25 protein-coding genes and 1 tRNA gene are annotated in these 22,174 nt (G+C 49.5%); 10 read left to right on the top strand and 16 right to left on the bottom strand.

Translation table 11 applies throughout. The features are described from left to right. Positions 1 to 50: 50 nt before the first annotated feature. The 11 genes from J2X61_RS03875 to J2X61_RS03825 form a co-directional block, all read right to left on the bottom strand. Positions 51 to 1,421 carry an ABC transporter substrate-binding protein gene (locus J2X61_RS03875; RefSeq protein ID WP_310186037.1) on the bottom strand — a complete coding sequence of 457 codons (1,371 nt, stop codon included), beginning with the start codon at positions 1,419 to 1,421 and terminating at the stop codon, positions 51 to 53. 89 nt (positions 1,422 to 1,510) lie between these two features. Further along, positions 1,511 to 3,109, bottom strand: coding sequence for a response regulator (locus J2X61_RS03870; protein ID WP_310186035.1), 1,599 nt, complete (start codon positions 3,107 to 3,109; stop codon positions 1,511 to 1,513). Further along, the gene (locus tag J2X61_RS03865; protein ID WP_310186033.1) at positions 3,087 to 4,874 is read right to left on the bottom strand and encodes a cache domain-containing sensor histidine kinase; all 1,788 of its coding nucleotides are present in this window, start codon (positions 4,872 to 4,874) and stop codon (positions 3,087 to 3,089) included. Before J2X61_RS03865 ends, J2X61_RS03870 begins: the two co-directional genes overlap by 23 nt. A 259-nt stretch (positions 4,875 to 5,133) precedes the next feature. Beyond that, positions 5,134 to 5,355 carry a hypothetical protein gene (locus tag J2X61_RS03860; RefSeq protein ID WP_310186032.1) on the bottom strand — a complete coding sequence of 74 codons (222 nt, stop codon included), beginning with the start codon at positions 5,353 to 5,355 and terminating at the stop codon, positions 5,134 to 5,136. Positions 5,356 to 5,468: 113 nt separating this feature from the next. Continuing rightward, positions 5,469 to 6,218, bottom strand: a complete 750-nt coding sequence (locus tag J2X61_RS03855) for a MerR family transcriptional regulator (RefSeq protein ID WP_274466061.1) — start codon at positions 6,216 to 6,218, stop codon at positions 5,469 to 5,471. Positions 6,219 to 6,341: 123 nt separating this feature from the next. After that, complete coding sequence (locus J2X61_RS03850) at positions 6,342 to 8,177, bottom strand: UbiD family decarboxylase (protein WP_310186030.1); 1,836 nt, start codon at positions 8,175 to 8,177, stop codon at positions 6,342 to 6,344. Positions 8,178 to 8,304: 127 nt separating this feature from the next. Then, positions 8,305 to 8,829, bottom strand: coding sequence for a cupin domain-containing protein (locus J2X61_RS03845; protein WP_274466059.1), 525 nt, complete (start codon positions 8,827 to 8,829; stop codon positions 8,305 to 8,307). A 326-nt stretch (positions 8,830 to 9,155) separates the two neighbouring features. Next, a complete protein-coding gene (locus J2X61_RS03840) occupies positions 9,156 to 9,818 on the bottom strand; it encodes a FusB/FusC family EF-G-binding protein (protein ID WP_310186027.1) in 663 nt (220 codons plus the stop codon). Positions 9,819 to 10,340: 522 nt separating this feature from the next. Beyond that, positions 10,341 to 10,643 (bottom strand): hypothetical protein, encoded by a 303-nt coding sequence (locus J2X61_RS03835; protein WP_310186025.1) that lies wholly within the window; start codon positions 10,641 to 10,643, stop codon positions 10,341 to 10,343. A 133-nt stretch (positions 10,644 to 10,776) separates the two neighbouring features. Further along, positions 10,777 to 11,235, bottom strand: a complete 459-nt coding sequence (locus J2X61_RS03830) for a DUF2243 domain-containing protein (protein ID WP_274466056.1) — start codon at positions 11,233 to 11,235, stop codon at positions 10,777 to 10,779. A 149-nt stretch (positions 11,236 to 11,384) separates the two neighbouring features. Further along, complete coding sequence (locus J2X61_RS03825) at positions 11,385 to 11,660, bottom strand: hypothetical protein (RefSeq protein WP_310186023.1); 276 nt, start codon at positions 11,658 to 11,660, stop codon at positions 11,385 to 11,387. Positions 11,661 to 11,839: 179 nt separating this feature from the next. Between J2X61_RS03825 and J2X61_RS03820 the strand changes: the two genes are divergently transcribed. Beyond that, positions 11,840 to 12,676, top strand: a complete 837-nt coding sequence (locus tag J2X61_RS03820) for an Rpn family recombination-promoting nuclease/putative transposase (protein ID WP_274466054.1) — start codon at positions 11,840 to 11,842, stop codon at positions 12,674 to 12,676. Between the two features lie 89 nt (positions 12,677 to 12,765). Here the strand turns inward: J2X61_RS03820 and J2X61_RS03815 are convergent, their stop codons facing one another. After that, on the bottom strand, positions 12,766 to 13,524 hold the full coding sequence (locus tag J2X61_RS03815) for an ArsR/SmtB family transcription factor (RefSeq protein ID WP_310186021.1): 759 nt from the start codon (positions 13,522 to 13,524) through the stop codon (positions 12,766 to 12,768). Between the two features lie 192 nt (positions 13,525 to 13,716). On the opposite strand from J2X61_RS03815, the gene J2X61_RS03810 reads away from it, so the two are divergent. The 3 genes from J2X61_RS03810 (at position 13,717) to J2X61_RS03800 (ending at position 15,162) form a co-directional block, all read left to right on the top strand. Further along, positions 13,717 to 14,262, top strand: a complete 546-nt coding sequence (locus J2X61_RS03810; protein ID WP_310186019.1) for an NADPH-dependent FMN reductase — start codon at positions 13,717 to 13,719, stop codon at positions 14,260 to 14,262. A gap of 109 nt (positions 14,263 to 14,371) precedes the next feature. Beyond that, the gene (locus tag J2X61_RS03805; RefSeq protein WP_274466051.1) at positions 14,372 to 14,719 is read left to right on the top strand and encodes an ester cyclase; all 348 of its coding nucleotides are present in this window, start codon (positions 14,372 to 14,374) and stop codon (positions 14,717 to 14,719) included. A 47-nt stretch (positions 14,720 to 14,766) separates the two neighbouring features. Then, entirely contained in the window at positions 14,767 to 15,162 is a 396-nt protein-coding gene (locus J2X61_RS03800; RefSeq protein ID WP_274466050.1) for an ester cyclase, read from the top strand. A 64-nt stretch (positions 15,163 to 15,226) separates the two neighbouring features. Here the strand turns inward: J2X61_RS03800 and J2X61_RS03795 are convergent, their stop codons facing one another. After that, on the bottom strand, positions 15,227 to 15,790 hold the full coding sequence (locus J2X61_RS03795; RefSeq protein WP_274466049.1) for a TetR/AcrR family transcriptional regulator: 564 nt from the start codon (positions 15,788 to 15,790) through the stop codon (positions 15,227 to 15,229). A gap of 168 nt (positions 15,791 to 15,958) precedes the next feature. Between J2X61_RS03795 and J2X61_RS03790 the strand changes: the two genes are divergently transcribed. Next, positions 15,959 to 17,182 (top strand): MFS transporter, encoded by a 1,224-nt coding sequence (locus J2X61_RS03790; RefSeq protein WP_310186016.1) that lies wholly within the window; start codon positions 15,959 to 15,961, stop codon positions 17,180 to 17,182. A 239-nt stretch (positions 17,183 to 17,421) separates the two neighbouring features. Here J2X61_RS03790 and J2X61_RS03785 read toward each other — a convergent pair. Continuing rightward, positions 17,422 to 17,494, bottom strand: a tRNA-Ala gene (locus J2X61_RS03785). A 198-nt stretch (positions 17,495 to 17,692) separates the two neighbouring features. Between J2X61_RS03785 and J2X61_RS03780 the strand changes: the two genes are divergently transcribed. After that, positions 17,693 to 17,980, top strand: coding sequence for a hypothetical protein (locus J2X61_RS03780; RefSeq protein WP_274466047.1), 288 nt, complete (start codon positions 17,693 to 17,695; stop codon positions 17,978 to 17,980). 16 nt (positions 17,981 to 17,996) lie between these two features. Continuing rightward, on the top strand, positions 17,997 to 18,515 hold the full coding sequence (locus J2X61_RS03775) for a VanZ family protein (protein ID WP_274466046.1): 519 nt from the start codon (positions 17,997 to 17,999) through the stop codon (positions 18,513 to 18,515). Here the strand turns inward: J2X61_RS03775 and J2X61_RS03770 are convergent. Beyond that, positions 18,490 to 18,639, bottom strand: coding sequence for a hypothetical protein (locus J2X61_RS03770; RefSeq protein WP_167060732.1), 150 nt, complete (start codon positions 18,637 to 18,639; stop codon positions 18,490 to 18,492). The genes J2X61_RS03775 and J2X61_RS03770 overlap by 26 nt on opposite strands. Before the next feature lie 116 nt (positions 18,640 to 18,755). Here J2X61_RS03770 and J2X61_RS03765 point away from each other — a divergent pair, with 116 nt between their 5' ends. Beyond that, the gene (locus J2X61_RS03765) at positions 18,756 to 20,582 is read left to right on the top strand and encodes an SgrR family transcriptional regulator (RefSeq protein ID WP_310186013.1); all 1,827 of its coding nucleotides are present in this window, start codon (positions 18,756 to 18,758) and stop codon (positions 20,580 to 20,582) included. A 59-nt stretch (positions 20,583 to 20,641) separates the two neighbouring features. Further along, positions 20,642 to 21,043 (top strand): hypothetical protein, encoded by a 402-nt coding sequence (locus J2X61_RS03760; protein ID WP_310186010.1) that lies wholly within the window; start codon positions 20,642 to 20,644, stop codon positions 21,041 to 21,043. Positions 21,044 to 21,059: 16 nt separating this feature from the next. Here the strand turns inward: J2X61_RS03760 and J2X61_RS03755 are convergent, their stop codons facing one another. Then, the gene (locus tag J2X61_RS03755) at positions 21,060 to 21,326 is read right to left on the bottom strand and encodes a hypothetical protein (protein WP_274466043.1); all 267 of its coding nucleotides are present in this window, start codon (positions 21,324 to 21,326) and stop codon (positions 21,060 to 21,062) included. A gap of 174 nt (positions 21,327 to 21,500) precedes the next feature. On the opposite strand from J2X61_RS03755, the gene J2X61_RS03750 reads away from it, so the two are divergent. Next, a complete protein-coding gene (locus J2X61_RS03750; protein ID WP_310186008.1) occupies positions 21,501 to 22,166 on the top strand; it encodes a tetratricopeptide repeat protein in 666 nt (221 codons plus the stop codon). Positions 22,167 to 22,174 lie beyond the last annotated feature (8 nt).

The raw sequence follows: 22,174 nt of genomic DNA, 5'->3' as shown, positions 1-22,174 counted from the left end.
TAGTTTGATTGAGAAAGCCTCCGGCATGATCATGCCGGAGGCTTGACAGGTTATTTTTTGGCGCCTTTAAGCGTTGTGTCCGCCCGGGATTTCATCGTCTCCAATGTTTTATCAATCGGCTGCACGCCGAGCAAATATTTCTCCATTTCGTCCTTGTAAATCGCCTTCAACTCGGTTGGAACCGGGACGTTATACGAGGTCGGGAACGTATAGCTGCCGGCGAGCAGCGCCTTCAGCGATTCTTCGTCGATCAGATCTTTGGCGTCGCCGATCAGGATGGAGGCGATTTTGCCGGCATCGGCTTTCTTGTTCGTCGGAATGCGTCCTCCCGGAACCATCGACATATTGCCTTCCTGCAAGTACCAGGAGATGAACTTCATAGCCGCTTCTTTGTTCTTGCTGTTTTTGTTAATCGCCATGTAGTCGCCCATACCGCCGCCAGGGTTTACGTTGCCGCCGGCCGTGAATTGCGGATAGGGAGCGAAAGAGACTTTGAAGTCGTGAGGGAAACTTTTCGTATCCTTGATGTAGCGGATAATATAGATAGCCGAAGGCGCCATGGCCGCTTTACCGGTTAGCAGCTCGTTCTGGACGGTAATTTTGCCCGCGACCGCTTCGGAATACTTCATCATTATGCCTTTGCTTTCCAAGCTTTGCTGCAGCTCCAGACCTTTCTTCAGAGCCGGGCTGTTGAAGTTGGAGGTACCGTCATCGGCGATATAGCCGTCTTTGGCTTTGCCGGTTTGAAGAACGAGCTCGCCGAAGGTCGACAGAGCGGGATCGAGCATCGTGCCTTTGCGCTCGCCTTTATTGAGCTTCGCCGCCAAGGCGCTGAAGTCGTCCCAAGTCCACGTGGTCGGCAGCTTCTCGCCGGCTTCGTCCAGCGCTTTCTTGTTGAACAGGACAGCGCCGACGTTCTTGTTGGCAGGCAGGTAATAATATTTGCCGTCGGCAAATTTCTTGATGTTCGTGCTGCCGATAATGCCTTCCACGTCAAAGCCGGCCTTGGCAATGAGATCGTCGAGCGGCTCCGCCATGCCGGCGGCTTGGCGCTTCGTCATTCTATCGTCACCGTAAGTCATGTAGATGTCCGGTGCGTCCGTGTTGGAGAGCAGGGCGGTCTCCAGCTTCAGGTTGCCGGGATCGTCATTGACGAAACGGATATATTCGACCTTGATGTTCGGATTCGCTTTATTCCAATTGTCCACCGCTTCTTGCGGGCCGCTTTCCGGCGGAACGCCTCCCCAAAATTTAAGCGAAACCGGCTTCTGCGCTTCAGGCGTTGGCGATGCGGCTGCTGCCGTGGCTGCTGGCGCTGCGGATGAGGAGGCTGCAGGTGCGACTTCGGTTTTGGCACATCCCGACACGAAAACGCTTACAGCCAAAGCTAGCGATGCGCTTACCCCAAAAACTTTTCTCATGTGTTCATCCCCTTTTCTTTTGGTATCTAAATCGTAATGGAATCCTCAAGAAAAGGACACGGACGATTCATTCCAAGATCAGCATAATTCTACGATGTTCGGTGGCCGAAATACATTTTGCGAAATTCGGTCGGATACATGCCCTCCAGCTGTTTGAAGCTGCGGGAGAAGTGATTGGGGTCGGCATAACCGATGCGCTCTGAAATCTCAAAAATTTTGTAATCCGGATTTTTAAGGAGCTCGCGCGCGTTTTTCATCCGAATGTTCGTTATATAATCGGTAATCGTTTTGCCGGTTTCCTTTTTGAACAAAATGCTCAAATAGTTTTCCGTATATCCGACTTTGCTTGCCAAATCGGCCACTTTCATCGGCAAATGATATTGCTCCGTAATGATGCGGATGACGGTTTGAATCTCAGGGCGCAGCTTATCCTTGCCGTGCTGGCGTTTGTATGCCATGAACACGGGAATCCAGCCGACGAACCAATCGGCCAAGTCCTGCAGCGTCTCCGCGCCGCGGATCACAGGGTACGGATATTGATTCTCGTGGAGCGTCACGGAATAAATGTCGGTGCCCTCGGCCTTCAGGCTGCGCGAGAACATATGCAGGAGGCTGAGCCACATTTCACGGAGTATAAGGGGGGGCACGTTTTTCTTGGCCAGCAAATCCTCCGTCCATGCGAGCAGCAGCTGCGTGATTCCGTCTGCATCCCCTTCGTCAATGCGTTTGCTGAGGTCATCCTCGTTCCATGGCTCGGACAGCCTGGGAGGGACGGGAGGAATCTCGCTGTAATGAACGATGCATGCCCGTCCGCCATAGAATCGGTAGGAGAGGGAATGATCGGCTTGCTCGAAGGCGTGATGAAGCTGGCAGGCATCTTCGAAGGCGGGGGACACGCCGCAGGATATCGAGATTCTCAGGAAGGTCTGCACGGCGCTCTGCATTTCTCGCAGAACCTCCGTGTTCAACTGACCGGTCAGCAGGCCGAATTTGCCCCCACCAATCTCGACCAGCTCACCATTGCCGTGTTTCTTCAGGATTTCGCTCAGGACATTTTTGACGGTATAGCTCAGCAGCCGATCGCTTTGGAACCGGTTGTTTTGAATCAGCTCGTCGTACGCTTCGATCTGGATGGCTACGGCCGAGAGCGGTGCAGGGAAGGGACCGAGCTGAAACTCGCTGAACACCTGCTCGACTTCCCGGCGGGAGGAGTGGCCCAGCACGAGCTCGCGCAGCCTTTTCTCCTTCACCTCGCCGCTGTACAGGTTCACCTTCTGCTCCAGCTTCGTATAGGCGTTCTGCCCCTGTTTCTCGATCAGCAGCTGTTCCTTAATGGCCCGCAGCTTCTGCATGAGCTCGGAAGGGTTGATTTCCAGCTTCGTAATATACTCCGTCGCACCAAGTCTGAGAGCCTGCTGCACATAGGCAAAGTCGCTATGATTGGATAAAATAAGGCATTTCACCTGCGACCAGCGCTCGCGGATGATTTTGAGCAGGGCAAGACCATCCATCTCAGGCATGCGGATGTCGGTGAGCACGATTTCACAAGGCTGAGTCTCCAGGATGGATAGAGCTTCGACGCCGTTCGCGGCTTCGCCGATGACTTGGAATTCTTCGCTATCCATCGGAATAATCGTTTTTAAACCGATGCGGACCAATATTTCGTCATCCACGATGAGTATGCGCATGTTCCTCAGTCCTCCTGTTAAGTGGGAGTAGCAATGTCAATCGAACGCCCTCGTTCGGTGAGCTGGCGATTTGCATCCCGTATTGGACGCCGAAATGGAGCTTGATCCGCTCATTGACGTTGCGGATGCCGATGCCGCTGAACTTGGCGTGAGGCTGGTTGAGTTCGGCTTCGACCTGCTGGATCTTCTCCAGGCTCATGCCGGCTCCGTTATCCTGAAGTATGATATGTAAATGGCCTCCTGCTTCTTTCGCTTGAAGCTCAATGTGCAGGGGGAACCGGTTACCGTGAATGATGCTGTTCTCAACGGCCGGCTGCAGCGTAAATTTCAAAATTTCGCAGTCCAGGAGCGGTTCCGGAATGTCATAAGTGAACTTGATTTGATCATGATAGCGAATTTCTTGAAGCGATAGATAAACCCCGATATAGTCAAGCTCCTCGCGAAGCGTGACGAATTCCTGTTCATTCCGCATGGTGAAGTTGAGCAGCTTGCCCAATTTCGTAATCATGTCGCTGACGTGCTCGCTGCCGGACAGAATCGCCATCCATTTGATCGAATTCAACGTATTGAGCAGGAAATGAGGATTGATCTGCGCTTGCAGAGCCTGGAATTGCGCCTTCTGCTTGCGCTGCTGCTCGTCATATAAGTTCGCGATCAAATCTTGGAGATGGCTGACCATCTTGTTGAAATTGCTCCCTAAGACAGCGATCTCGTCGTCCCCTTTGATAGCGACCATCGTGTTGAATTCGCCTTTCCCGACTCTGTTCATCGATTTGGCCAAGAGCTTGAACGGGCTCGTAACACGGAGCATCAGAATAATGAAAGCGATCGCAAATAAGAAAAACCAAGCGACGACCCAGCCGATGGATTTGTCTTTCTCCCGTCCCAGCTGTGTGGCGAAATCTTGTTGATTCATGAGCTGAAGAAGCCGCCAGCCCAGTTGGGGCACGTAGGCGTCGTTCACGAAATACTCCTGGCCGTTCATGGTTATTCGCTGAATGCCGCTCGCGTCCCTGCGCATCGATTGGAGCGCGGACTGGAGCTCCTCCGAGCTGGAATGGCCAAGCAGCAGCTGCCCTTGCTGATCCAGAAGCAGGGACGTCATCCCGGCTTCCTGCTGCTTGCGCAGCTCATCGGCATTGTAGAAAAATATCGGAATCGGCACCCCGATCAGGAAAAAGCCATAGTTGCTCTTATACTCGCCGTTCACCTGCCGCGTCATGACGATGAGCTCTTGGCTGCTGCCGGCTGTGCGGAGTGTGTAGGGGACCGACCAGTAGGGCGATCCGCTCTTGCGGAGCGTCGGTTCGTACCAGCTTTCCTGCCGGTAAGCGTTAATGTCCGTTTTGGTAACGGCTGACCATGTGGTATGGGTGAATCCGCGGTTGTCATACAGGCCCAGATACGCATCGCTATCGAGCAGCAGATCTTTGACATTGGAGAGCTTCTTTTGCAGGCTGGTCAGTTTAACGAACGAATCGTAGCTGTCCGACCAGTTGGCAGGTTCTCTTAGAAATTTTTCCGTTTCCGGATCGTTGATGACGAGGCTCGATGCTTTGATAATACGTACGGCAAGATCGTTCATGGTTTCCGCCTTTTGCATGACGGCCGCTTGGTTGGATTGATTCAGCTGGGTTTGGACGATGAGCTCGGAGGAGTTATAGAAGCGGTACAGGATGACTACGACAGGTAAAATAATGAGAAACAAGGCGGAAATGAGGATTTTTCCACGAAGCGTTGTGAACGGACGGCGCAGAAGGTTCATTGGGGTCACCATTCCCTGTATATGGCCTATACGCATGAATTTATCTCTATCATACAACGGAAGCTCTGAGGGACGCTATAGTGCCGGCAAACGGCCGGTAAACAACAAAGAATATGCAATAAAGAGCAAAGAATCGTGCTAGTCTGTCAGCTGGAGACGACAATGACTGTAAAAAAATCCCCTGAGGCTTAATCTCATGGGATTTCGCAAAAGAGCTTCAGACACTGTGGTACTCCCGATATGGAAGCGTATACATAACTCAGATGATGTCAGACTTCACAACGTTCTTCATGACGTCGCAGGTCAGATCTGATTTGAAATCTTGGATGTGCTGCCAGGCTTGCTGCTCGTCCATTCCGAGTATAGTCGTAAAGTAGTAGAGCATGTGTTCGTAGACGGAGCTGTAATTTTGAAGTTCATGAGGGTTATCCGACAAATGCTGTTGATGTTGCTTAATGAGCTTCTCGGTGACTGGCTTCAAAATGATATCCCTCCATTGGATGATACATTCAATCTATCACATTTAATGAAGGTAGAACAGTCTTATTGTAAATAAATCGATCCGCAGCCTGTAGGCGGCTGCGGATCGAAGGATTATGCGGCTGCCGCCGCGTATGCTTCCGCTGCAGCGGCAAGATAATAGGCCAGCCCGGTCTGCTGGGATTCAAGCATCCCGAGATGAAAGTCGTCGCTGAGGAAGAAGCGGGTCTGCGCTGCAAAATCGGCAGGCGTCGTCGCGTGGCCATGCGCATTCAAGAAGGCAAGGTGAGCGTCCATCTGCCCGCGAAGCTTCCCGTCATTGACTTTCACGCCGCTGCGCAGAGCCTCCGCCATCGCAGCCATGAACGATGCGGCTTCGGCTGCCATCGCATTCATTTCCTCGACGTTCAGCGGGGAGGAGACGGGCGGCTCGTACTGATAAGCTGCTTTCAAATGTTCGTTGTGCTCATGAAGAGCTTCTTGCCATGCTTCCTCGGTTGCCAATCCTTTGAAAAGCTCCTTCGCGTCCATAGGTTCTCCTTCTTTCTCGCTAGTTATTGTATGACGAAGTGTGCCGATGACGTCGTCCAGCCTTTGTCTGCGAACGAGCATCAGCTTTTCTTGTTGGGCCAGCAGGGACAGCCTGTCAGGCTCCTCGTCCAGCAGCGTTTTGATTTGATCCAAGGTGAAATCCAACTCTCTGTACAGCAGAATTTGCTGCAAGCGCTCCAGTTCATTCCTGCCGTAGAGCCGGTATCCGGCATCCGTAATTTCGCTTGGCAGGAGCAGGCCGATCTTGTGGTAGTGGTGCAGGGTTTTGATCGTGACCTTGGACAGCTGAGCGACGTCCTTCACGGTATACATGGGGTTCATCTCCTTTCAACAATGAGTGTAGCGGCTGCCCTAAGGGGAGAGTCAATGCGTATTCTCCGTTATTAATATAAATGCCAAAAAGGGACTGGCATTTAAGCATGCAGTCCCCTTCATTTATTTCACAATGCCGCTTAAACTCGCGCCTTCGGCAAAGAATCGCCGGATGTTCTCCTCAACTATCCGATCCGGGATGAGCGGCGGCGCTTGATGCGGTTTGGTACGGGCATCGATGACGACGTTGTCGCAAGCCCAATGTTTGAACTCAAAACGGCTGTTCACGCCGTATATATCATGCGAAGGATTGCTCCGTGTGAAGGTTGCCCATACGAAATTGTCGAGCGATTCGCTCAGGAAATGGCTGTCATCGCATACGATGATCATCGGGCAAGAAGGCAGCGGCCCATGTGCGGCAAGCGCATCGCAGAGCTCTTTCATTTCCGCTTCCGCTTCCGCGTAGCTTGTGAAGGGCCTGCTCTGGACGGCAACGACGCCGGGCATGACCAGGCGCGCTTGGTGAATGCCATTGGTCTTATGGAAGGCTTCGGGAACTTCCCGGCACAGCTCCCGCTTGCGCTCGCCGACCGCGGCGACAACGATCTTGCTGCCGGTATTAAGTCCCATTCCCGAATAATCCAGCGTATCGATGGTCGTATTGGTATGAAAGTGAAGATCGCGCCGGAGATCGATACGTGCCAGTATATAGGTGAAGAACGCCTCGATATCGTGGGTATTCACGGGTTCGTTCTCCTCGGCCGTAATGAATAAATACTTGGCCAAGCTGACTTGTCCTGTCCCCAGAATGCGGTTGGCGATCGTCAGCAGCTCTGCCGGCTGCTTGGTTGGCTGATAGGGCGTGTACCGTTCGCTGCCGATCGCAAAAAGCAATGGATGCACGCCCGCGGCATCGACGGCATGCACTTCTTTCACACCGGGTATTTCCTGTTTGATGGCATCCCCCGTCAGCTCATGAATCAAGGCGCCGAACGCCGTATCCTCTTGAGGCGGCCGGCCTACGACCGTGAACGGGAAAATGCCGTTACGCTTGGCGTATACTTTATGCACCCTCATGAGCGGGAAAGGATGCGTCAGGCTGTAATAGCCCAAATGATCGCCGAAAGGTCCTTCCGGTTTCGTCTCGCCGGGGTAAATCTCGCCGGTGATGACGAAATCGGCATCATGGCTTACACAATAGCCGTCGATATAGCTGTATTGAAAGCGGCGTCCCGCCAGCAAGCCTGCGAACGTAATCTCGCTCATCCCTTCCGGCAAAGGCATGACGGCGGATAATGTATGGGCCGGAGGACCGCCGATGAAAATACTTACTTTCAGCGGAGCGCCTTGCTTCGTCGCTTTCGCTTGGTGAACGCCGATCCCGCGGTGAATCTGGTAATGCAGGCCGATCTCTCGATTCAATTCGTACTCGTTGCCGCTCAGCTGAATCCGGTACATCCCCAGATTGGAGTTCATAATACCGGGCTTGTCCGGATCCTCCGAGTATACCTGGGGCAGGGTGACGAATGCACCGCCATCATCCGGCCAGTGTTGAATCAGGGGCAGGTCGGCAATGCTGATTTCCTGGAAATCGGCCGGCAGCCCGCCGGATTGCTTGGACGGCAGCGCCTTCCAAGCCGCAAGCCCTGATCCGACGTGCTGGAACGGATGCTTCATAGCTTTCATCGGGTCGCTGCGCAGAGCGATGACGTTCTGCACGCTGTCCCACGTCTGGCGGAATATGAACTTGCTCCGCTCTACAGTGCCGAACAGGTTGGACACGGCGCGAAATTTGGACCCTTTCACACGCTCGAACAGCAGGGCGGGACCGCCAGCTTCATGGACCTTCATATGAATGGCGGCCATTTCCAGATAGGGGTCCACTTCTTCGTGAATGCGAATCAAGTGGCCATTCTTCTCCAAATCGACGATACATTCTTCAAGATTGCGATATATCATGCCTTTGCTCCAATCCGATACGTATTCCTAAAATCTATTTACCAATAGTTAATATGAAGTAAGGAGACTTGTCAAATGAAACCAAACAAAAAACACGTCAAACCGACGTGTTCTTGAAAGCTTCTTTTTATACGGTAACCAGCTCTTTGTAGGCTAGCTTGCGGATGATGTCCTCGTGATTCGGATATTGCTGCAGCAGCTCATCTTGGGTGAACAGCTCAAAATCCTGAAAATCAAAGCCTGGCGATACCATGCATCCGACGAGCGAGAACGTATCCTTCTCCATGACCGAGGAACCGAATATTGCATTCTTGGGAACGACATACTGCGGCACTTCGCCGTTATCCAAGTTAATGCCGAGCTTGATTGCTTCGTAAACGCCGTTCTCATGGATGACATGGATCGTCAGCGGGCTCCCGGCATGGTAGTACCATAATTCATCCGATTTCAAACGGTGGAAATGGGAGACGTCATGAGATTGCAGCAGAAAATAAATGCTCGTATACAGCAACCGCCGACCGCTGAACTGCACGGACAGCTCTTGATCGGTAATTTGTTCTTGAGATTCATACGTGCGCTTGTAATAACCGCCTTCGGGATGAGCGGTTAATCCGAGCTTCGATATCCAATATTCGGGACGATTCGTTACCATGCTATCAGTTCCTTCTGCTAAAAAATAAGATATATAAACTAGTATTATAATCTAGCAGCGGTACGGATTCAATTCGTCAAGCGTGATTAAGGCTTCTTCGCTTGATTAACCCGCAGATGAAAGATGTAATCCTTCGGGGAAAAACCGGTCATCCGTTTGAACTGACGGGAATAATCCGTTATTGCGATTCCAGGCACTGCGCCATAGAGGAATATGATTCGCGAACTGGACAAATCTGATCTGCTAACGGATATAAGAAGAAAGAAAAAGCGAAAGAGCCTGCCGCAAGCGGCAAGCTCTTCATGGGAATGACGGTTCGCTGCCATTCAAGCTTTGCGGGGACCCGCAACCTCTTGAACGAACCGCTCCAATGCGGTGAGATCCGTCATATTTTTGTTGCATACTTCGCTGTTCACACACATGTAATTCCCGATCGCTTTATAGTAATCAGACGAAGCGTTGGCCGGCTTCCATTTCGTGGCCGCGGAGAATAAGGCGACTTCCTCATGCTTGTTGCAAATGAAACAGACACCTTTATTCGCGGGTGTGTACCTGCCGGTGATGCCGACCAGCTCTCCGTGCAGTTGATAGACAAGGAACATCGTATTCGTCGCGATATCGAGCCAGCCTAGATAGCTGACGTATCGGAAATCGGTTTCGGTGAAGTCGGGGGCCTTTAACTTTTTGACTTTGGGAAAAAGCTTATTCAGCTGCTTGGCAGTCACTTGCGGAAACGGCTCCAGATAAGGCTCCAATGCTTTCATATAATGCTGAAATTGCTCTGCTGAACGCAGCGTTGAACATTCGTTCAGCATTCGGGCGTGGTGCTCGGAGGCATTTGGAAACGTTTCGGATATTTTTAACTGCGTGTTGTAGCGCACCGATTCGACCACCTTCGGGTCAGAAATCGTTTCTGTGGCTTGCTGCAGCAGGCGGATCTGCTTTTTGACTTCGTTGTATTGATGGTTTCTAATGAATGGTTGGTTCATTGCTTTCAGCTCCTTATTTTTACTGGTTCATAAAAATAGGTGCAAAGCCCATTTCGATTAGAAACGATATAAGCTTATTGGGGCGACATGCTCATCGAGATTGTCCGCCCATGCAAAGTATCGCCCTATCTGCAGGCTTTGCATGAGCTGCTTCTTGCTCCGGCATAAACGTTTGCCATTGGTACCGACCACCTTTCCCTGACATTATAGAAGGTTTCCGGCTTTAACGCCATTCCAAAAATAGTTATATAAAATGTTTCTTGCGGTTCGTCAGATTCATTTTCACAAAACCGAGAATGATCCATCGGATGAGAAGCCCGAAAACAGAGAAAGAAATGAACGAGTACGAATGTTTCCAATTCATCAGTTCAAACATGTCAAATTTTATAAACAGCGGTTCGATCGCATAGGAGAAGAATACTAGGGATATCCAATATTGTCGGTATAAACGGGACGTAGTATGCAATCTACCTGGCTAAAAGTAAAAGAGCTCCTTCCCGCAGGAGCCCCTGAGCCTTTCGCTTATGGATATGATCCGGTTAATGTCTCCGCGGGATGGTTATAGACTTCATAAACCGTAACGATAGGCGGGCTTTCGATGTAGGCTCGTTCTGCGGAAGAATAAACTTTGGCCGACAGGGTTTCACCGGCTGCAAATGCATCCTCTCGGGATTCCCAAAAACTAATGGAGCCAAATTCACTCGTTATGACTTCGCCCAAAAATGTGATGCCTCGAAAACCTGGTAACGTCCGATGAGCGTCATGCGTTTTCTCGGCCCATTGCACGGCGAATGAGAGGGGGGTATCCGGTTTCAATCTGAACATGCACAATCTTGCATACATTTAGGGATCCTCCATCTTCCAATAGTCAATAGTACAATTTTATGCCTGCGTCATCACTATAGTGTAATGTTGGAAGGAAATATTTTGAACATTTAGGCACAGTGAAGAACGCTTGTTACGCTTTTGACTTCCTTTGGAGCTTAAGGTTGGAATAACTGAAGCCCGCAACAATGAGAACTATGCCTGACAATAAATAAACCATGTCGTATATCAGCCAATTTGCACTAGCCGGCCTTACGTGGTGCAGTCCTAATATCTGATGGTCGATTAACCCTTCCAATAAATTAAAAGCTCCGGCTCCAATAACGATCGAACCTGCAAAAGCCCGGGTATGAAAGCTTAAAGCTTCTTTGGCCGCATCTCTAAATATTTTCACACACGAATAAAACAGAAGCAAAGTAACGAATAAATTGAACACTCCGTCTGAGAAAAGCTCTATGCGATGATTGTGATGATCGATCACATGGTGCCATTGCAAAAATTGATGAAAGACGATCCCATCCAATGCCCCCATGAGCCCCATTCCAAGTATGACTGAACTTACAACTAGATTCTTCGTTTCCCTATTCATCATCCATTGTCTCTCCATCCTGACCATATTCTATCACTATTAAGTTATCGCCAAAATGAATAGGAGATAAACGATGAACAGGTCAGTAGAAAGAGGCACCGCAACCGGCAGGTTGTGATGCCTCTGCTTTTGCCGTCTGGGGGATGAATCTTTTATTTTGACTCTAAGATTTTGGAGCCTTCCGGTAAAACGGCATCCTTATCGACCGCAATGACGCCCACGCCGCCGGGTACATACACAGCCCTTGTATTTTCATCCACATTGATATATCTGCCAGGTACATAAATACCGTGGACAAAGGTATGAATAAAGCCGTTCTTATACGTATAAGGCGAAGTCGCAGTCTCGGTTGCTGCGCTTATGACGCTCGGCGCCATTAAGCTGGAACAGGCAACTGCCAGAATGAGCTTTGTTTTCAGGAATTTCATTGTGCATCACTCTCCCAACGGTTCGATTTTATGCAGCTTTTAAAAGATCATATGTCATGAATTGGGAAAATAGTATGCTGAACTTTCTTGATAAGCTGCTTTGAGGGTTCGGTAACCAGAAAAATCCTTGTATGTAAAGGCTTCATGATATAATAAGAAAACGAGGGGAGTTGATTTCAGTGAGAGATTTGCTTGACCCAAAGAATGATTTTGTCTTTAAACGAATATTCGGGAGTGAGGAGAATAAAGATGTGCTGTTGGCATTTCTCAACCGAACATTCCAAGAAGCTGGTGAGCCGCAACTATCCGAAATTATCCTCATGAACCCTTATACCGATAAAGACTCTCCACAGGATAAGCAGTCCATATTCGACATTCAAGCCAAGACAGCGGAAGGCAAATTAATAAATATTGAAATGCAGCTTTTTAACCGCTATGACAATGAGAAGCGGACGTTGTATTATTGGAGTAAGCAATACGCTAGTCAGCTTGAGGAAGGACAACCCTATAAGAATTTAAAGAAGTGCGTTACAATAAATATTCTCAACTTCTCCATCCTACCGAGTGATCGGTATCACAACGTATTTCATTTACGAGAAGATCGCAGCGGCATTTCATTGACGGATGATCTTGAAATCCATTTCCTTGAGTTGTCCAAGCTGAGCCACAATCAGACAACCGCTTCTGGCGGATTGTTAAGTTGGTTACTTTTCTTGAAAAGTGACAATACAGATAATTGGGAGGTGCTGAAGATGCAAGAACCTGAACTTGGCAAAGCGATGACTGTTCTGGAATTTCTTAGTCAAGACGAAGATGCGCGCCGGATATATGAATTGAGGCAAAAGGCTTTGCATGACGAGGCATCTCTGAGAGAAGGAGCAAGAGAAGAGGGCGAACGGAAAGGTAAACTTGATGTTGCCATTAAAATGATTGCCAAAGGGATGGATTTGGCATCCATCTCCGAGCTCACTGGGATTTCGATCGAGGAGTTAAAAAAAATAGCTCAAGCGCAATGAAATACACATTGTCAGAAACTTCCCCTTGGGCACAAACAAATAAGAACAGCCATCCATTGGATGGCTGTTCTTATTTATTTGTATGGAGCTTAGACAAGTGTTTCCCCAGTCTCGAGAAATGTTTTCATGCCGGAAAGTACAATGGGCAAGCCGTTCGAAAGAATTTTGGCAGTTGGAGCCGCTTGCTCATATTCATCATGCACAACGGTTACGAGGGTGACACCTTGAAGCTCCGCATGTGCCCCAATTTCCCACGTAATACGTGACGGGCTATCGTTCTCCGTACCAGGTAACGAAGTAAAGCGCCAACTCATGACGAGTTTACTGGGAGGCTCGAAGCTGAGAATGATCCCTTCGGCTTTCTTCTCCTCACCGTTCCATAATTCAAATGGAGAGTCGATCTCCCACGTGGATCGGATCGCGCAATGAAACCAGAACTTTGACGTTTTGACCGGATCGGTGAGTGTTCGCCATACTTGTTCAGGCGTTGCTTTAATCGCTATCTGATGAACTTGAACGGGCTTCTTTTCCATATGTGTTTCACGCTCCAATTCGTTTTGTAGTTCGGATAATCCGATTGTCCATGGCTCGGTATATTTGCTTACCCATCGTTTGTAAATTTGACGGATAGGTACGGCGTTCAAATAGTGAAGCTTTTCGCGGCCAGCTTTTCTAGTCGTAATAAGTCCAGCTTCCTCCAAAATATTCAGATGCTTCATAACGCCGAAACGGGACATGTCTAGGGGCGTGCAGAGCTCGTTCAGCGATTGTCCATTGGAAGCGCGGAGCAGATCCAACAGCTTCCGGCGGCTTGGATCTGCGAGCGCTTTGAAGATATCATTTTCCACGCAAGGTCCTCCTTTCTCAACAGGATAGAAATAAAAGTATCGCTTGACATGTTACCATTGGGTAACGTATTATAGTAACAAAAGTGACTATATAGTCACATGTTAGCACAAACCGATTTGTTTGTCAGCCGGCGGCATTCAAGTCCGTTCAAGCACCACCCATACACTCAAAAAAGAAAGGTGATACGGAACATGAAAGTAACATTGATAGCAGGAAGCAACCGCAAAAATTCCACGAGCACATCCCTTTTGCAATATATCGAAAACCTTTTGACAGAGCGGGATATTTCCGTTGCCTTTGTTGATCTATTCGAACTGCCATTACCGCTATTTTCACCCGACAACTGGGAGTTCCATCCTAATGCGAAACGGGTATTGGAAGCTGTCGCCGACGGAGACGGCTTGATCATCGCTACTCCGGAATACCATGGCTCCGTTTCAGGAACGTTGAAAAATGCCCTGGACTATGTAACAGGCGGCCAAATGGCAGGTAAGCCGGTGCTTGCTGTCAGCTCCGCGGGAGGACCGTTGGGAGTGAGCTCGTTATCGCATTTGCAGACTATTGTGCGCAATTTGCACGGGATTAATTGTTCGGAATGGATCTCGCTCGGCCATGCATCCACAATTGTCGGAGCCGATGACATGGATGATGTGCTTAGGAAAAGGATCGAAGATGCCGTGCATAGCTTTGTGGATTTGACCCGGAGGCTTGCGGCTGGTTCCGCCGCTGCAAACTAACGTTATTTTTTTCTTTTAAATGTTACCATTAGGTAACATATTGATGGGGTGCAATCCGATTTATGCAGTTAAAGGCTATACCAATTAGACCTTATAAGGAGATGTTCGCATGCATACCAAGGAACAAAAGAACGCGGAAACCGTCACCTCATTTATCGAGGACACGGCGAACTGGCGGTTTTTGGAGAAGACGGATCAATTCTTCCTCCCCCAATTCATGGACGCCTTCACGAACCGGTACTTTACCGTGGATGATACTATCGCGCAGGGTGACAAGGTTATTGCCAGGGTGCTCGTGACGGCTGTTCATTCCGGCCACTTTGCCGGCCATGCACCTACAGGCAATACCATAAAGGCTACTCAATTTCACGAGTTTCACGTAATCGACGGGGTCATTCAAGAGCACCGCGGCTGGTTGGATACGAGCACACTTTTGCCCCAAATCAAGACTCCGTAATTACGGGGCAGGCCGGTCTATATTTTCAATCAGAGGAGAGATGAAGTGTGAGAGAGCAGCACAATGTTGAAAGAGTTCGCGAGTTTATTGATGCATTTTGGAACAAAAATCAATTGGATTGTGTGGATCAGTTTCTGTCAGATGCGTATCGGGAGCTGTCTTATCAGTCCAAAGAGGGCTTGAAGAAATTCGCTGCGACGATCCTGGAGGCATTTCCCGATAAACAATATACGGTGGAAGAAATCGTCGGACAGGGCGATCGAGTACTCGTGAGAATGACCGTAAGAGGGACCCATCAGGGCATGTTCTTTGGAACTGAGCCCACAGGCAACCGGATTGATGTTACATTGTACCGGCAGTATCGTTTAGAAGAAAGTAAAATTATCGAGCACCGCGGCTGGATCGATATGGTGACCATGTGGCACCAAATTCGGGGCCACTGATCGAAAATATCCCCTGCCAGCCATTGACGGCCAGCAGGGGATTTTATATTCAGGTAGGGCTGTCTCACTTCAAAACTTGAGTTACTAATTGCTCAACATAGTTATCATCAATCGGATCCCCCGTAACTAGTAAGCGATAGAAAATCGGGCCGTATATGAGATCTGTATATAATGCGATATCGAGATGGTTCTCCAACTCTCCACGCTGAAGCCCCCGGTTCATTATTGTACGAACCTCCAGCCGGCGAGGCTGAATATAGCGGGTCCGAAATGCCTCGGCCAATGCAGAATCAACCTGTCCCTCTCCTATAATCTGCAGAAAAATAGACCCCTCGCGGCTTATCATAAACCGGGCCATATTCTTGGCATGCTCCAGGATATCCTGAAACGCCGAACCTGTATCCGGCACAGGCAATCTGGCAGTCGCGGCGGATAGAAAACCGTCCATCACCACTGCAGCCTTGTTTGGCCACCACTTATAGATCGTGGCTTTGCTTACCTGGGCACGTTCAGCGATTTTCTCTACCGTAACAGCTCCAAAGCCGCTTTCCAACAATAATGCATATGAAGCGGCAAGGATGGAGCTTTGTGTTTCCATATTGCGTGGACGCCCTCTTTTTCCCTGCACATGAATCCTCCTTTGTCAAAATCCGCTTTTTCCAAATAAACGATACGTTTAGTATACAAAATAAATCATTTTATAAAAAGCCTATTTACAAAACGATACGCACAGTATATTATTTCAATATAGATTTAGTAAACTAAACGTTCAGTATTTATTTGGAGGAGGATTTATATGGTTAACGAACAAGGTAATCAAGACAACCGTATATCAAGTTGGATGATGTTTCTGTTGGCAGCCGCATGCGGACTTATCGTTGCCAATCTTTATTACGCTCAACCCCTAGTGGGACCTATCCGCCTTGCAACCGGCCTGAGTGCTGCAGCGGCGGGATTCATTGTTACTGTGACCCAAATCGGTTATGTAGCCGGGCTGCTGTTCATCGTACCGCTAAGCGACGTCATGGAGAATCGGCGTCTCACGAAGATTATGCTTATGGTTGCAGTTGGGGCACTGTTAACTGCCGGACTCGCGCCCAATGCACCGTTGTTCTTTATTGCAGCCTTATTCATTGGCATTGCATCGGTAGTCGCCCAGATTCTAGTACCATTCGCCGCCTATTTAGCGTCCGAAGATCAGCGCGGCCGCGTTGTCGGTAATGTCATGAGCGGCCTCTTGCTCGGTATTATGTTCGCCCGGCCGTTGGCAAGCTTCGTAACTAGTCTTTGGGGTTGGAGGGCGATATTTATTTTGTCTGCCATTGTTATTTCTTTATTGACTGTCCTGCTATCCTTTGCACTTCCGGTTCGCAAGCCATTGCCAGCCGTACGCTACCAAAAAATAATTCTTTCTTTAGGCGCTATATTACAACAAACCCCCTCGTTACGGCGTCGCGCAATGTATCAAGCTTGTTTGTTTGGTGCTTTCAGTTTATTTTGGACGGTTGTTCCTTTACATTTAGCGGATCATTTCGGAATGTCCCAAATAGGAATTGCATGGTTTGCGTTAGTAGGTGTGGGTGGGGCGATAGCTGCACCGATTGCCGGGAGATTAGCAGATAAAGGCTGGAGTCAAATGTTGACGGGAATAGCCATCGTTGTAGCCGTATTGTCTTTTTTGATCATCCATCTATTCCAAGGTTCTTCAGCCTTTGCTCTGATTCTTCTCTTTGCATCCGCCATAACTCTTGACATGGCCGTATCAGGGAACCTGGTGATTAGTCAACGTACGATTTATTCATTGGGAAGTGAAGCGAGAGGACGCCTGAATGGACTTTTCATGGCCATATTCTTCGTAGGCGGAGCCATTGGTTCATCTTTGGGAGGCTGGTCGTATACCCTGGGAGGCTGGAGCCTCACATCTCTGATTGGAACGATCTTGCCGCTCTTGGCTTTGGGTTACTTTCTCACCGAAAAAAGGGCAACTGGACGGATTGAACATACAACTCTTGATAGTTGAATGAGATCCCGGGATCAAAAGGAAAAGCCGACCAAAAGGTCGGCTTTCTTACTATGGAGCCTAGGGGGATGTATGAATCTCGATTGAAATGGCTGACGAAGTAAACTCGGGCGAAGACAAACTTAGCGGTAGATTCATCCGTTCCGTCCGCGCGGGCGAACCTGCGGGGGTTCTCTCCCCACGGCTCCATGAACGAAAAAGAACATGTCAGAAAGACATGTTCTTTTTCGCGTTCTATATGGAGCCTAGGGGGATCGAACCCCTGACCTCATCGCTGCCAGCGATGCGCTCTCCCAGCTGAGCTAAGGCCCCGAAATGTCGTTGATCAACGTCGACTTTTTGTATTATACATGAATTATCGCAGGCGGGCAAGCCCTAATGTGAAGATTTTTTTTTCATGGTTTCCGCCTGCGACGTTTCTGTTGCGAACGGGTGCAAACGTTGTTTTCAGCGGCGCTTTCATGCTAACCTAGTACAGAAACTAGTTGATTTGGTAGGAGTGACGAAAGCGTGTCGAACGGGGTATGGTATTGGGTTTTCTTGGGAATCGCGTTTGCATTGCCGTTTGTAATCGGTGTGTGGTTGATGCGGAGAACGAATCGGCTTGGATTCTCATTCTGGATAACGACTGCCTTAAATATCGTCTTAACCTTGGCTGCAGCGTTCTGGTGGAAGTCGGTGGAGGAGGATCCTTTCCGCATGATGTTCGGGATGGCGTTCTACGGGGTTTCGTCCGTCAATCTGATGGTCATTGAATTTTTCGCGTTATTCAGCATCCGCAAGAAGATGAATTCATAGAGGGGATGGTTCTTACATGCAGCAATCTTCTTCCAAGTTTTATTTTTATGCCTTTACTGTTGCAGCCGTCCTATGGATGGCCTTTATTTTTTTTAAGTCCGGAGAGACGTACCAGCAGCAGACGCTCAGACCGTTATTGGAAGCGAAGCTAGGCGGTTCGGCACTGTTCAGACACTTTCCGCGATTGTCGTTCACTTACGACGGGCAGCTGGTGTCGTGGCAGGATCCGGTCGGCGTCATTGAATTCTTCATAAGAAAAGCAGGGCACGTTAGCGAGTACGCTATCCTAGCCCTGCTCTGGATTATTGCGCTTCTTGCGAAGCCTGTGCGTGTGATCATGACACTTGTCACCTCCTCAATCATTTCGGTGCTGTACGCAGCGTCCGATGAATGGCATCAAACGTTCGTGGATGGTCGTACGGGTCATGCGATTGATGTTGTCGTCGATACCATAGGAGTGCTTCTAGCCGTTCTCGTGGTTTTGGCGGTTCTTGGCATCCGCGCTCGCATTAAACGAAGAAGAATAAGCTGGTAATCATCATATACACTTTGCGTTTTTTGATGGATTTGAATTTCCAAAGCTCGCGGGCTTCGACTTCCAAATCGTGCTGCTGCCATTGCATTAATTTCTCGGATACATATAAGTTGGATGGTTGCATATCGGAATCACCTTCCTTTCTTTTCCTGTTAGGTCTATCTTACATCTAGAATAAGGGGAACAAAAAGTGTATAATTCTCTTTAACTATTTCCCCTTTTGAGGAGAGGAAGTGAATCATGCAGCTTCTGACTCATTTCTTGGAGCTTCGGTCGGGTTTCGCCCATGGCGTCGAGCATAAGCCGCAGCCGATTACTTTGGAAGAGCTTTCGGAGAGAATGTACTGTACGACGCGAAACGTTAAAATTTTATTGAAGAAAATGATGGATATGGAGTGGATTGCCTGGAAGCCCGGCAGGGGCAGAGGGAACGTCTCCGAGCTGACATTTCTCGTTTCTGCGGAAGACATGGTATCCAAACAAGCGATGGAGCTTGCGGCCCAGGGTGATTATAAAGGAACGATCGAGCTGATTCACCAACTGGGTAAGGGAGAAGCTTTGCAGGATTCTTTCGTGGATTGGCTGTTTAGTTATTTCGGCTACCGAACGGTTGTGCAGGAGGAGCGCTACAAAGATACGCTGCGCTTCCCGGTTTATAAGTGGCTCGTATCGCTGGATCCGGCGTATTCGTTTTTCGCATTCGACACGCATTTGATGAACCAGATCTTCGATACGCTCGTTGTATATAACCCTAGCAAGATGGTTGCGGAGCCTCATCTGGCGCATTACTGGGAGAAGAGCGAGGACGGCTTGCATTATACGTTCTACCTTCGTAAAGGCGTCATGTTTCACCACGGCAGAGAAATGACGGCGAACGATGTGTATTTCTCCTTTGCAAGGCTGAAGGAGCTAGGCTCCAAGGCCTGTCAAGGCTGGATAACGGAAAGCGTTGAGAATATGAGGGTGCTGAACCGGAGTGCGATTGCGATTGAGCTGAAGCAGCCGAATGAACTCTTCCTGCAGCAGATGGCGCACCCTTCGCTCGCGATATTGCCGGAAGAAATTTGCCGGGATAACGAAAGCATTTTCGGCAGAATGCCGATCGGAACAGGGCCGTTCAGACTGGAGCGGAACGACGACTATATATGTAAGCTGCGCGCTTTTGATAATTATTTTGGCGTCAGGCCGCACCTGGACCAGCTGGAAATCTGGCTGCTGCCGCAGGAGCTGTCAGAGGCGGGCCCCAGCTGGGATACGGTACAGGTGCTTTGCGACCATACGAATTCTCGTAAGCCGTCGGGGGCGGTCGGGAAAGATACGGAGTGGCATCAGATCGAGCAGTCGGTACTCGGATGCAGCTTGTTAACGTTTAATCAGGGGAAGAACGGGCCCCAAAGTCATCCTCATTTCCGGAAAGCGATCGACCTCCTGATCGACAGGGAACGGATGATCGAGCAGTTGGGAGGCTTCAGGGAAGCGCCGGCAAGTTCCTTCCTGCCGACACGGAATTTCAAGAATACATCGGTTGAATACCGCACCGATCTGGCGGAGGCTAGAAGGTTGCTCGATGAGATGGGGTATGGCGGCGAGCTTGTACGAATGTATATTTACAGCACGAATAGCGAGGATGCGAATTGGATTTGCGAGCAGTGCGCCAAAGCGGGCATCCGCATCGAACTCATCACCCGAAGTATGGGGGATATGATGAAGCTGGATACGATTCACGAAGCGGATCTGATTTTCTACCACATTTGCTTGGAAAGCGAGTACGATCTCCATATTATTCAGACATTGAAGCAGAGCAACAGCTATGTCCGCGCTCATTTGAGCCAGGAGCAGCAGGCTTGGATTGATGAAGAAATCGATCGTGTGCTCACGATTCCGAATCTGGAAGAGCGGATCATCAAGCTTCATGAGATCGTGGAAAGGCTGCAAGCGGATAAACCGTTTCTTTTCGTCCTTCACCGCTCACAGCAAACGACGTATCACGATTCCATCAAAGGCGTCTGCATCAATGACCTGGGTTGGGTTGATTTTCGCAAAATATGGTTCACCCCAAGCTCCTGATAATTCCATCCTTCCCTGGAAATACTCATGGTAACAACCATTCGCCAGGAGGTAGGGGCATGATAACAATTAAAGAGGCGGCTATTGCCCGGTTCACGGAACGAAACGACGTTTGGTGCGCAGATGTCGAAGTCAAGGCGGAAGGCGTGGAAGGGACGCTTATTGCCGAATTCGCAGCGACGAAGAGCGATGAATTCGACTTGCGTCACGTATACCGGAAGGATGCTTCCCGGGAAATTGACTGGTATGACAATAACTTGCACGATGCGTATCAGAACGTGTCCAAGGAGCTGTTCGGACAGCCGTCGAACAAGTCCAAATGGGGATCGCGCGAAGAGTTCATAGAAGGCATACTTGCCTTCGGCTCGATTCGTGAAGAGTTGACCGAGCATTACCGGCTTAGCCGAACAGCTTCGCTGTTTCATGCCGACGATGTGGAAGATCAGACCTACTTGCACTAATAAAAAAAACGACCCGCTAAGGTCGTCGGCTACTAGGTTCATAACGGTTCTCCATGGACATCCAGCTGGCGTTCGCAACGAAGAAGCCTACGAAGAAGAAGAGCACAATGCGGATGGGCACCCAGACGAGAGAGAGCTGCTGCGTGTTAAGAAATTCAATAATGCTGAATAATACCGTTAGTCCGGCGCCCCAGGGAATCAGACCGAATCGGATTAGATATTGGGTTCTGCCGAGCTGCTTTCTTTTCAGCCATTTGGCCTTGCGCGGATCAAGATCGTTCATGTGTAACTCCCTTTTTTCTTTTTATTATAGCATGGGTAGAAATAAATCTCGAATACGCGATTCATCCGAAGCACCCGTTCATAGGATAGTCATAGACGGGTGTTTTTTCTATGGAAATGATGACCAATCCCCTCATATTATGGTAGTATAAGGAAGTTGAAAGGAGGTTTCATATTGTTACTCAAAATTCTTGCTTTTGGCCTGTTATGGAGAATCGTCGGCAATCCTTTTCTCGCTCTTCTTATTCTACTAATTATTCTCTATCTCCTGGATAGAAGATTTATCGGATTAACGCCGAGTCTGTTCGGGCCGATCCGTTTAAGACGCCGAGCGTCGCGATTGCGCAGCGACTTGCACGCTAACCCGCACAACACGTCAGCCAAGCTGGAGCTGGCCAGAAATTTGCTGGAGCGTAAGAAATATCAGGAGGCATTGCCATACCTGGAGCAAGCGCTGCCGGTTATGGAGGATTCCGCCGATGTGCACTACGAAATCGGGCTCATTCACTTGAAGCTGGGCAATCTGAAGGAAGGCGAGCGCTACATGCTGAAGGCTGTGGAGCTGAACCCGCGAGTCAAATACGGCGAAGCCTATTTGCGCCTTGGAGAAGCGTTGGCCCGCATCGCACCGGACCGGGCCGTTCAGTTCATCGAGCAGTTCCGCGATCTGCATTCCTCCTCGGTGGAGGCGTACTACCGGCTCGGACTGCTGTACCGGCAGCTCGGCCGGGACGATGAGGCCAAGCGTACGTTCCGCGAGGCGCTCGATATATACCGCGGCCTCCCGTGGTACAGCCGCAGACAGCAGCGGCGCTGGGCGCTGCTGGCCCGCTTGAAATAAAGAAGGTT

The sequence above is a fragment of the Bacillus sp. 3255 genome, assembly GCF_031456485.1.
Lineage (GTDB): Bacteria > Bacillota > Bacilli > Paenibacillales > NBRC-103111 > Paenibacillus_E.
The sequence above is the reverse complement of the archived record's forward strand: the minus strand, read 5'-3'. Positions and strand labels throughout refer to the sequence as shown.

Bases quoted from the DNA above. Each gene is read 5' to 3' on its own strand.
- J2X61_RS03875 (WP_310186037.1), bottom strand. From the start codon at position 1,421: ATGAGAAAAGTTTTTGGGGTAAGCGCATCGCTAGCTTTGGCTGTAAGC.
- J2X61_RS03870 (WP_310186035.1), bottom strand. From the start codon at position 3,109: ATGCGCATACTCATCGTGGATGACGAAATATTGGTCCGCATCGGTTTA.
- J2X61_RS03865 (WP_310186033.1), bottom strand. From the start codon at position 4,874: ATGAACCTTCTGCGCCGTCCGTTCACAACGCTTCGTGGAAAAATCCTC.
- J2X61_RS03855 (WP_274466061.1), bottom strand. From the start codon at position 6,218: ATGTATACCGTGAAGGACGTCGCTCAGCTGTCCAAGGTCACGATCAAA.
- J2X61_RS03850 (WP_310186030.1), bottom strand. From the start codon at position 8,177: ATGATATATCGCAATCTTGAAGAATGTATCGTCGATTTGGAGAAGAAT.
- J2X61_RS03845 (WP_274466059.1), bottom strand. From the start codon at position 8,829: ATGGTAACGAATCGTCCCGAATATTGGATATCGAAGCTCGGATTAACC.
- J2X61_RS03840 (WP_310186027.1), bottom strand. From the start codon at position 9,818: ATGAACCAACCATTCATTAGAAACCATCAATACAACGAAGTCAAAAAG.
- J2X61_RS03835 (WP_310186025.1), bottom strand. From the start codon at position 10,643: ATGTTCAGATTGAAACCGGATACCCCCCTCTCATTCGCCGTGCAATGG.
- J2X61_RS03830 (WP_274466056.1), bottom strand. From the start codon at position 11,235: ATGATGAATAGGGAAACGAAGAATCTAGTTGTAAGTTCAGTCATACTT.
- J2X61_RS03825 (WP_310186023.1), bottom strand. From the start codon at position 11,660: ATGAAATTCCTGAAAACAAAGCTCATTCTGGCAGTTGCCTGTTCCAGC.
- J2X61_RS03810 (WP_310186019.1), top strand. From the start codon at position 13,717: ATGAAAGTAACATTGATAGCAGGAAGCAACCGCAAAAATTCCACGAGC.
- J2X61_RS03805 (WP_274466051.1), top strand. From the start codon at position 14,372: ATGCATACCAAGGAACAAAAGAACGCGGAAACCGTCACCTCATTTATC.
- J2X61_RS03790 (WP_310186016.1), top strand. From the start codon at position 15,959: ATGGTTAACGAACAAGGTAATCAAGACAACCGTATATCAAGTTGGATG.
- J2X61_RS03775 (WP_274466046.1), top strand. From the start codon at position 17,997: ATGCAGCAATCTTCTTCCAAGTTTTATTTTTATGCCTTTACTGTTGCA.
- J2X61_RS03770 (WP_167060732.1), bottom strand. From the start codon at position 18,639: ATGCAACCATCCAACTTATATGTATCCGAGAAATTAATGCAATGGCAG.
- J2X61_RS03765 (WP_310186013.1), top strand. From the start codon at position 18,756: ATGCAGCTTCTGACTCATTTCTTGGAGCTTCGGTCGGGTTTCGCCCAT.
- J2X61_RS03760 (WP_310186010.1), top strand. From the start codon at position 20,642: ATGATAACAATTAAAGAGGCGGCTATTGCCCGGTTCACGGAACGAAAC.
- J2X61_RS03755 (WP_274466043.1), bottom strand. From the start codon at position 21,326: ATGAACGATCTTGATCCGCGCAAGGCCAAATGGCTGAAAAGAAAGCAG.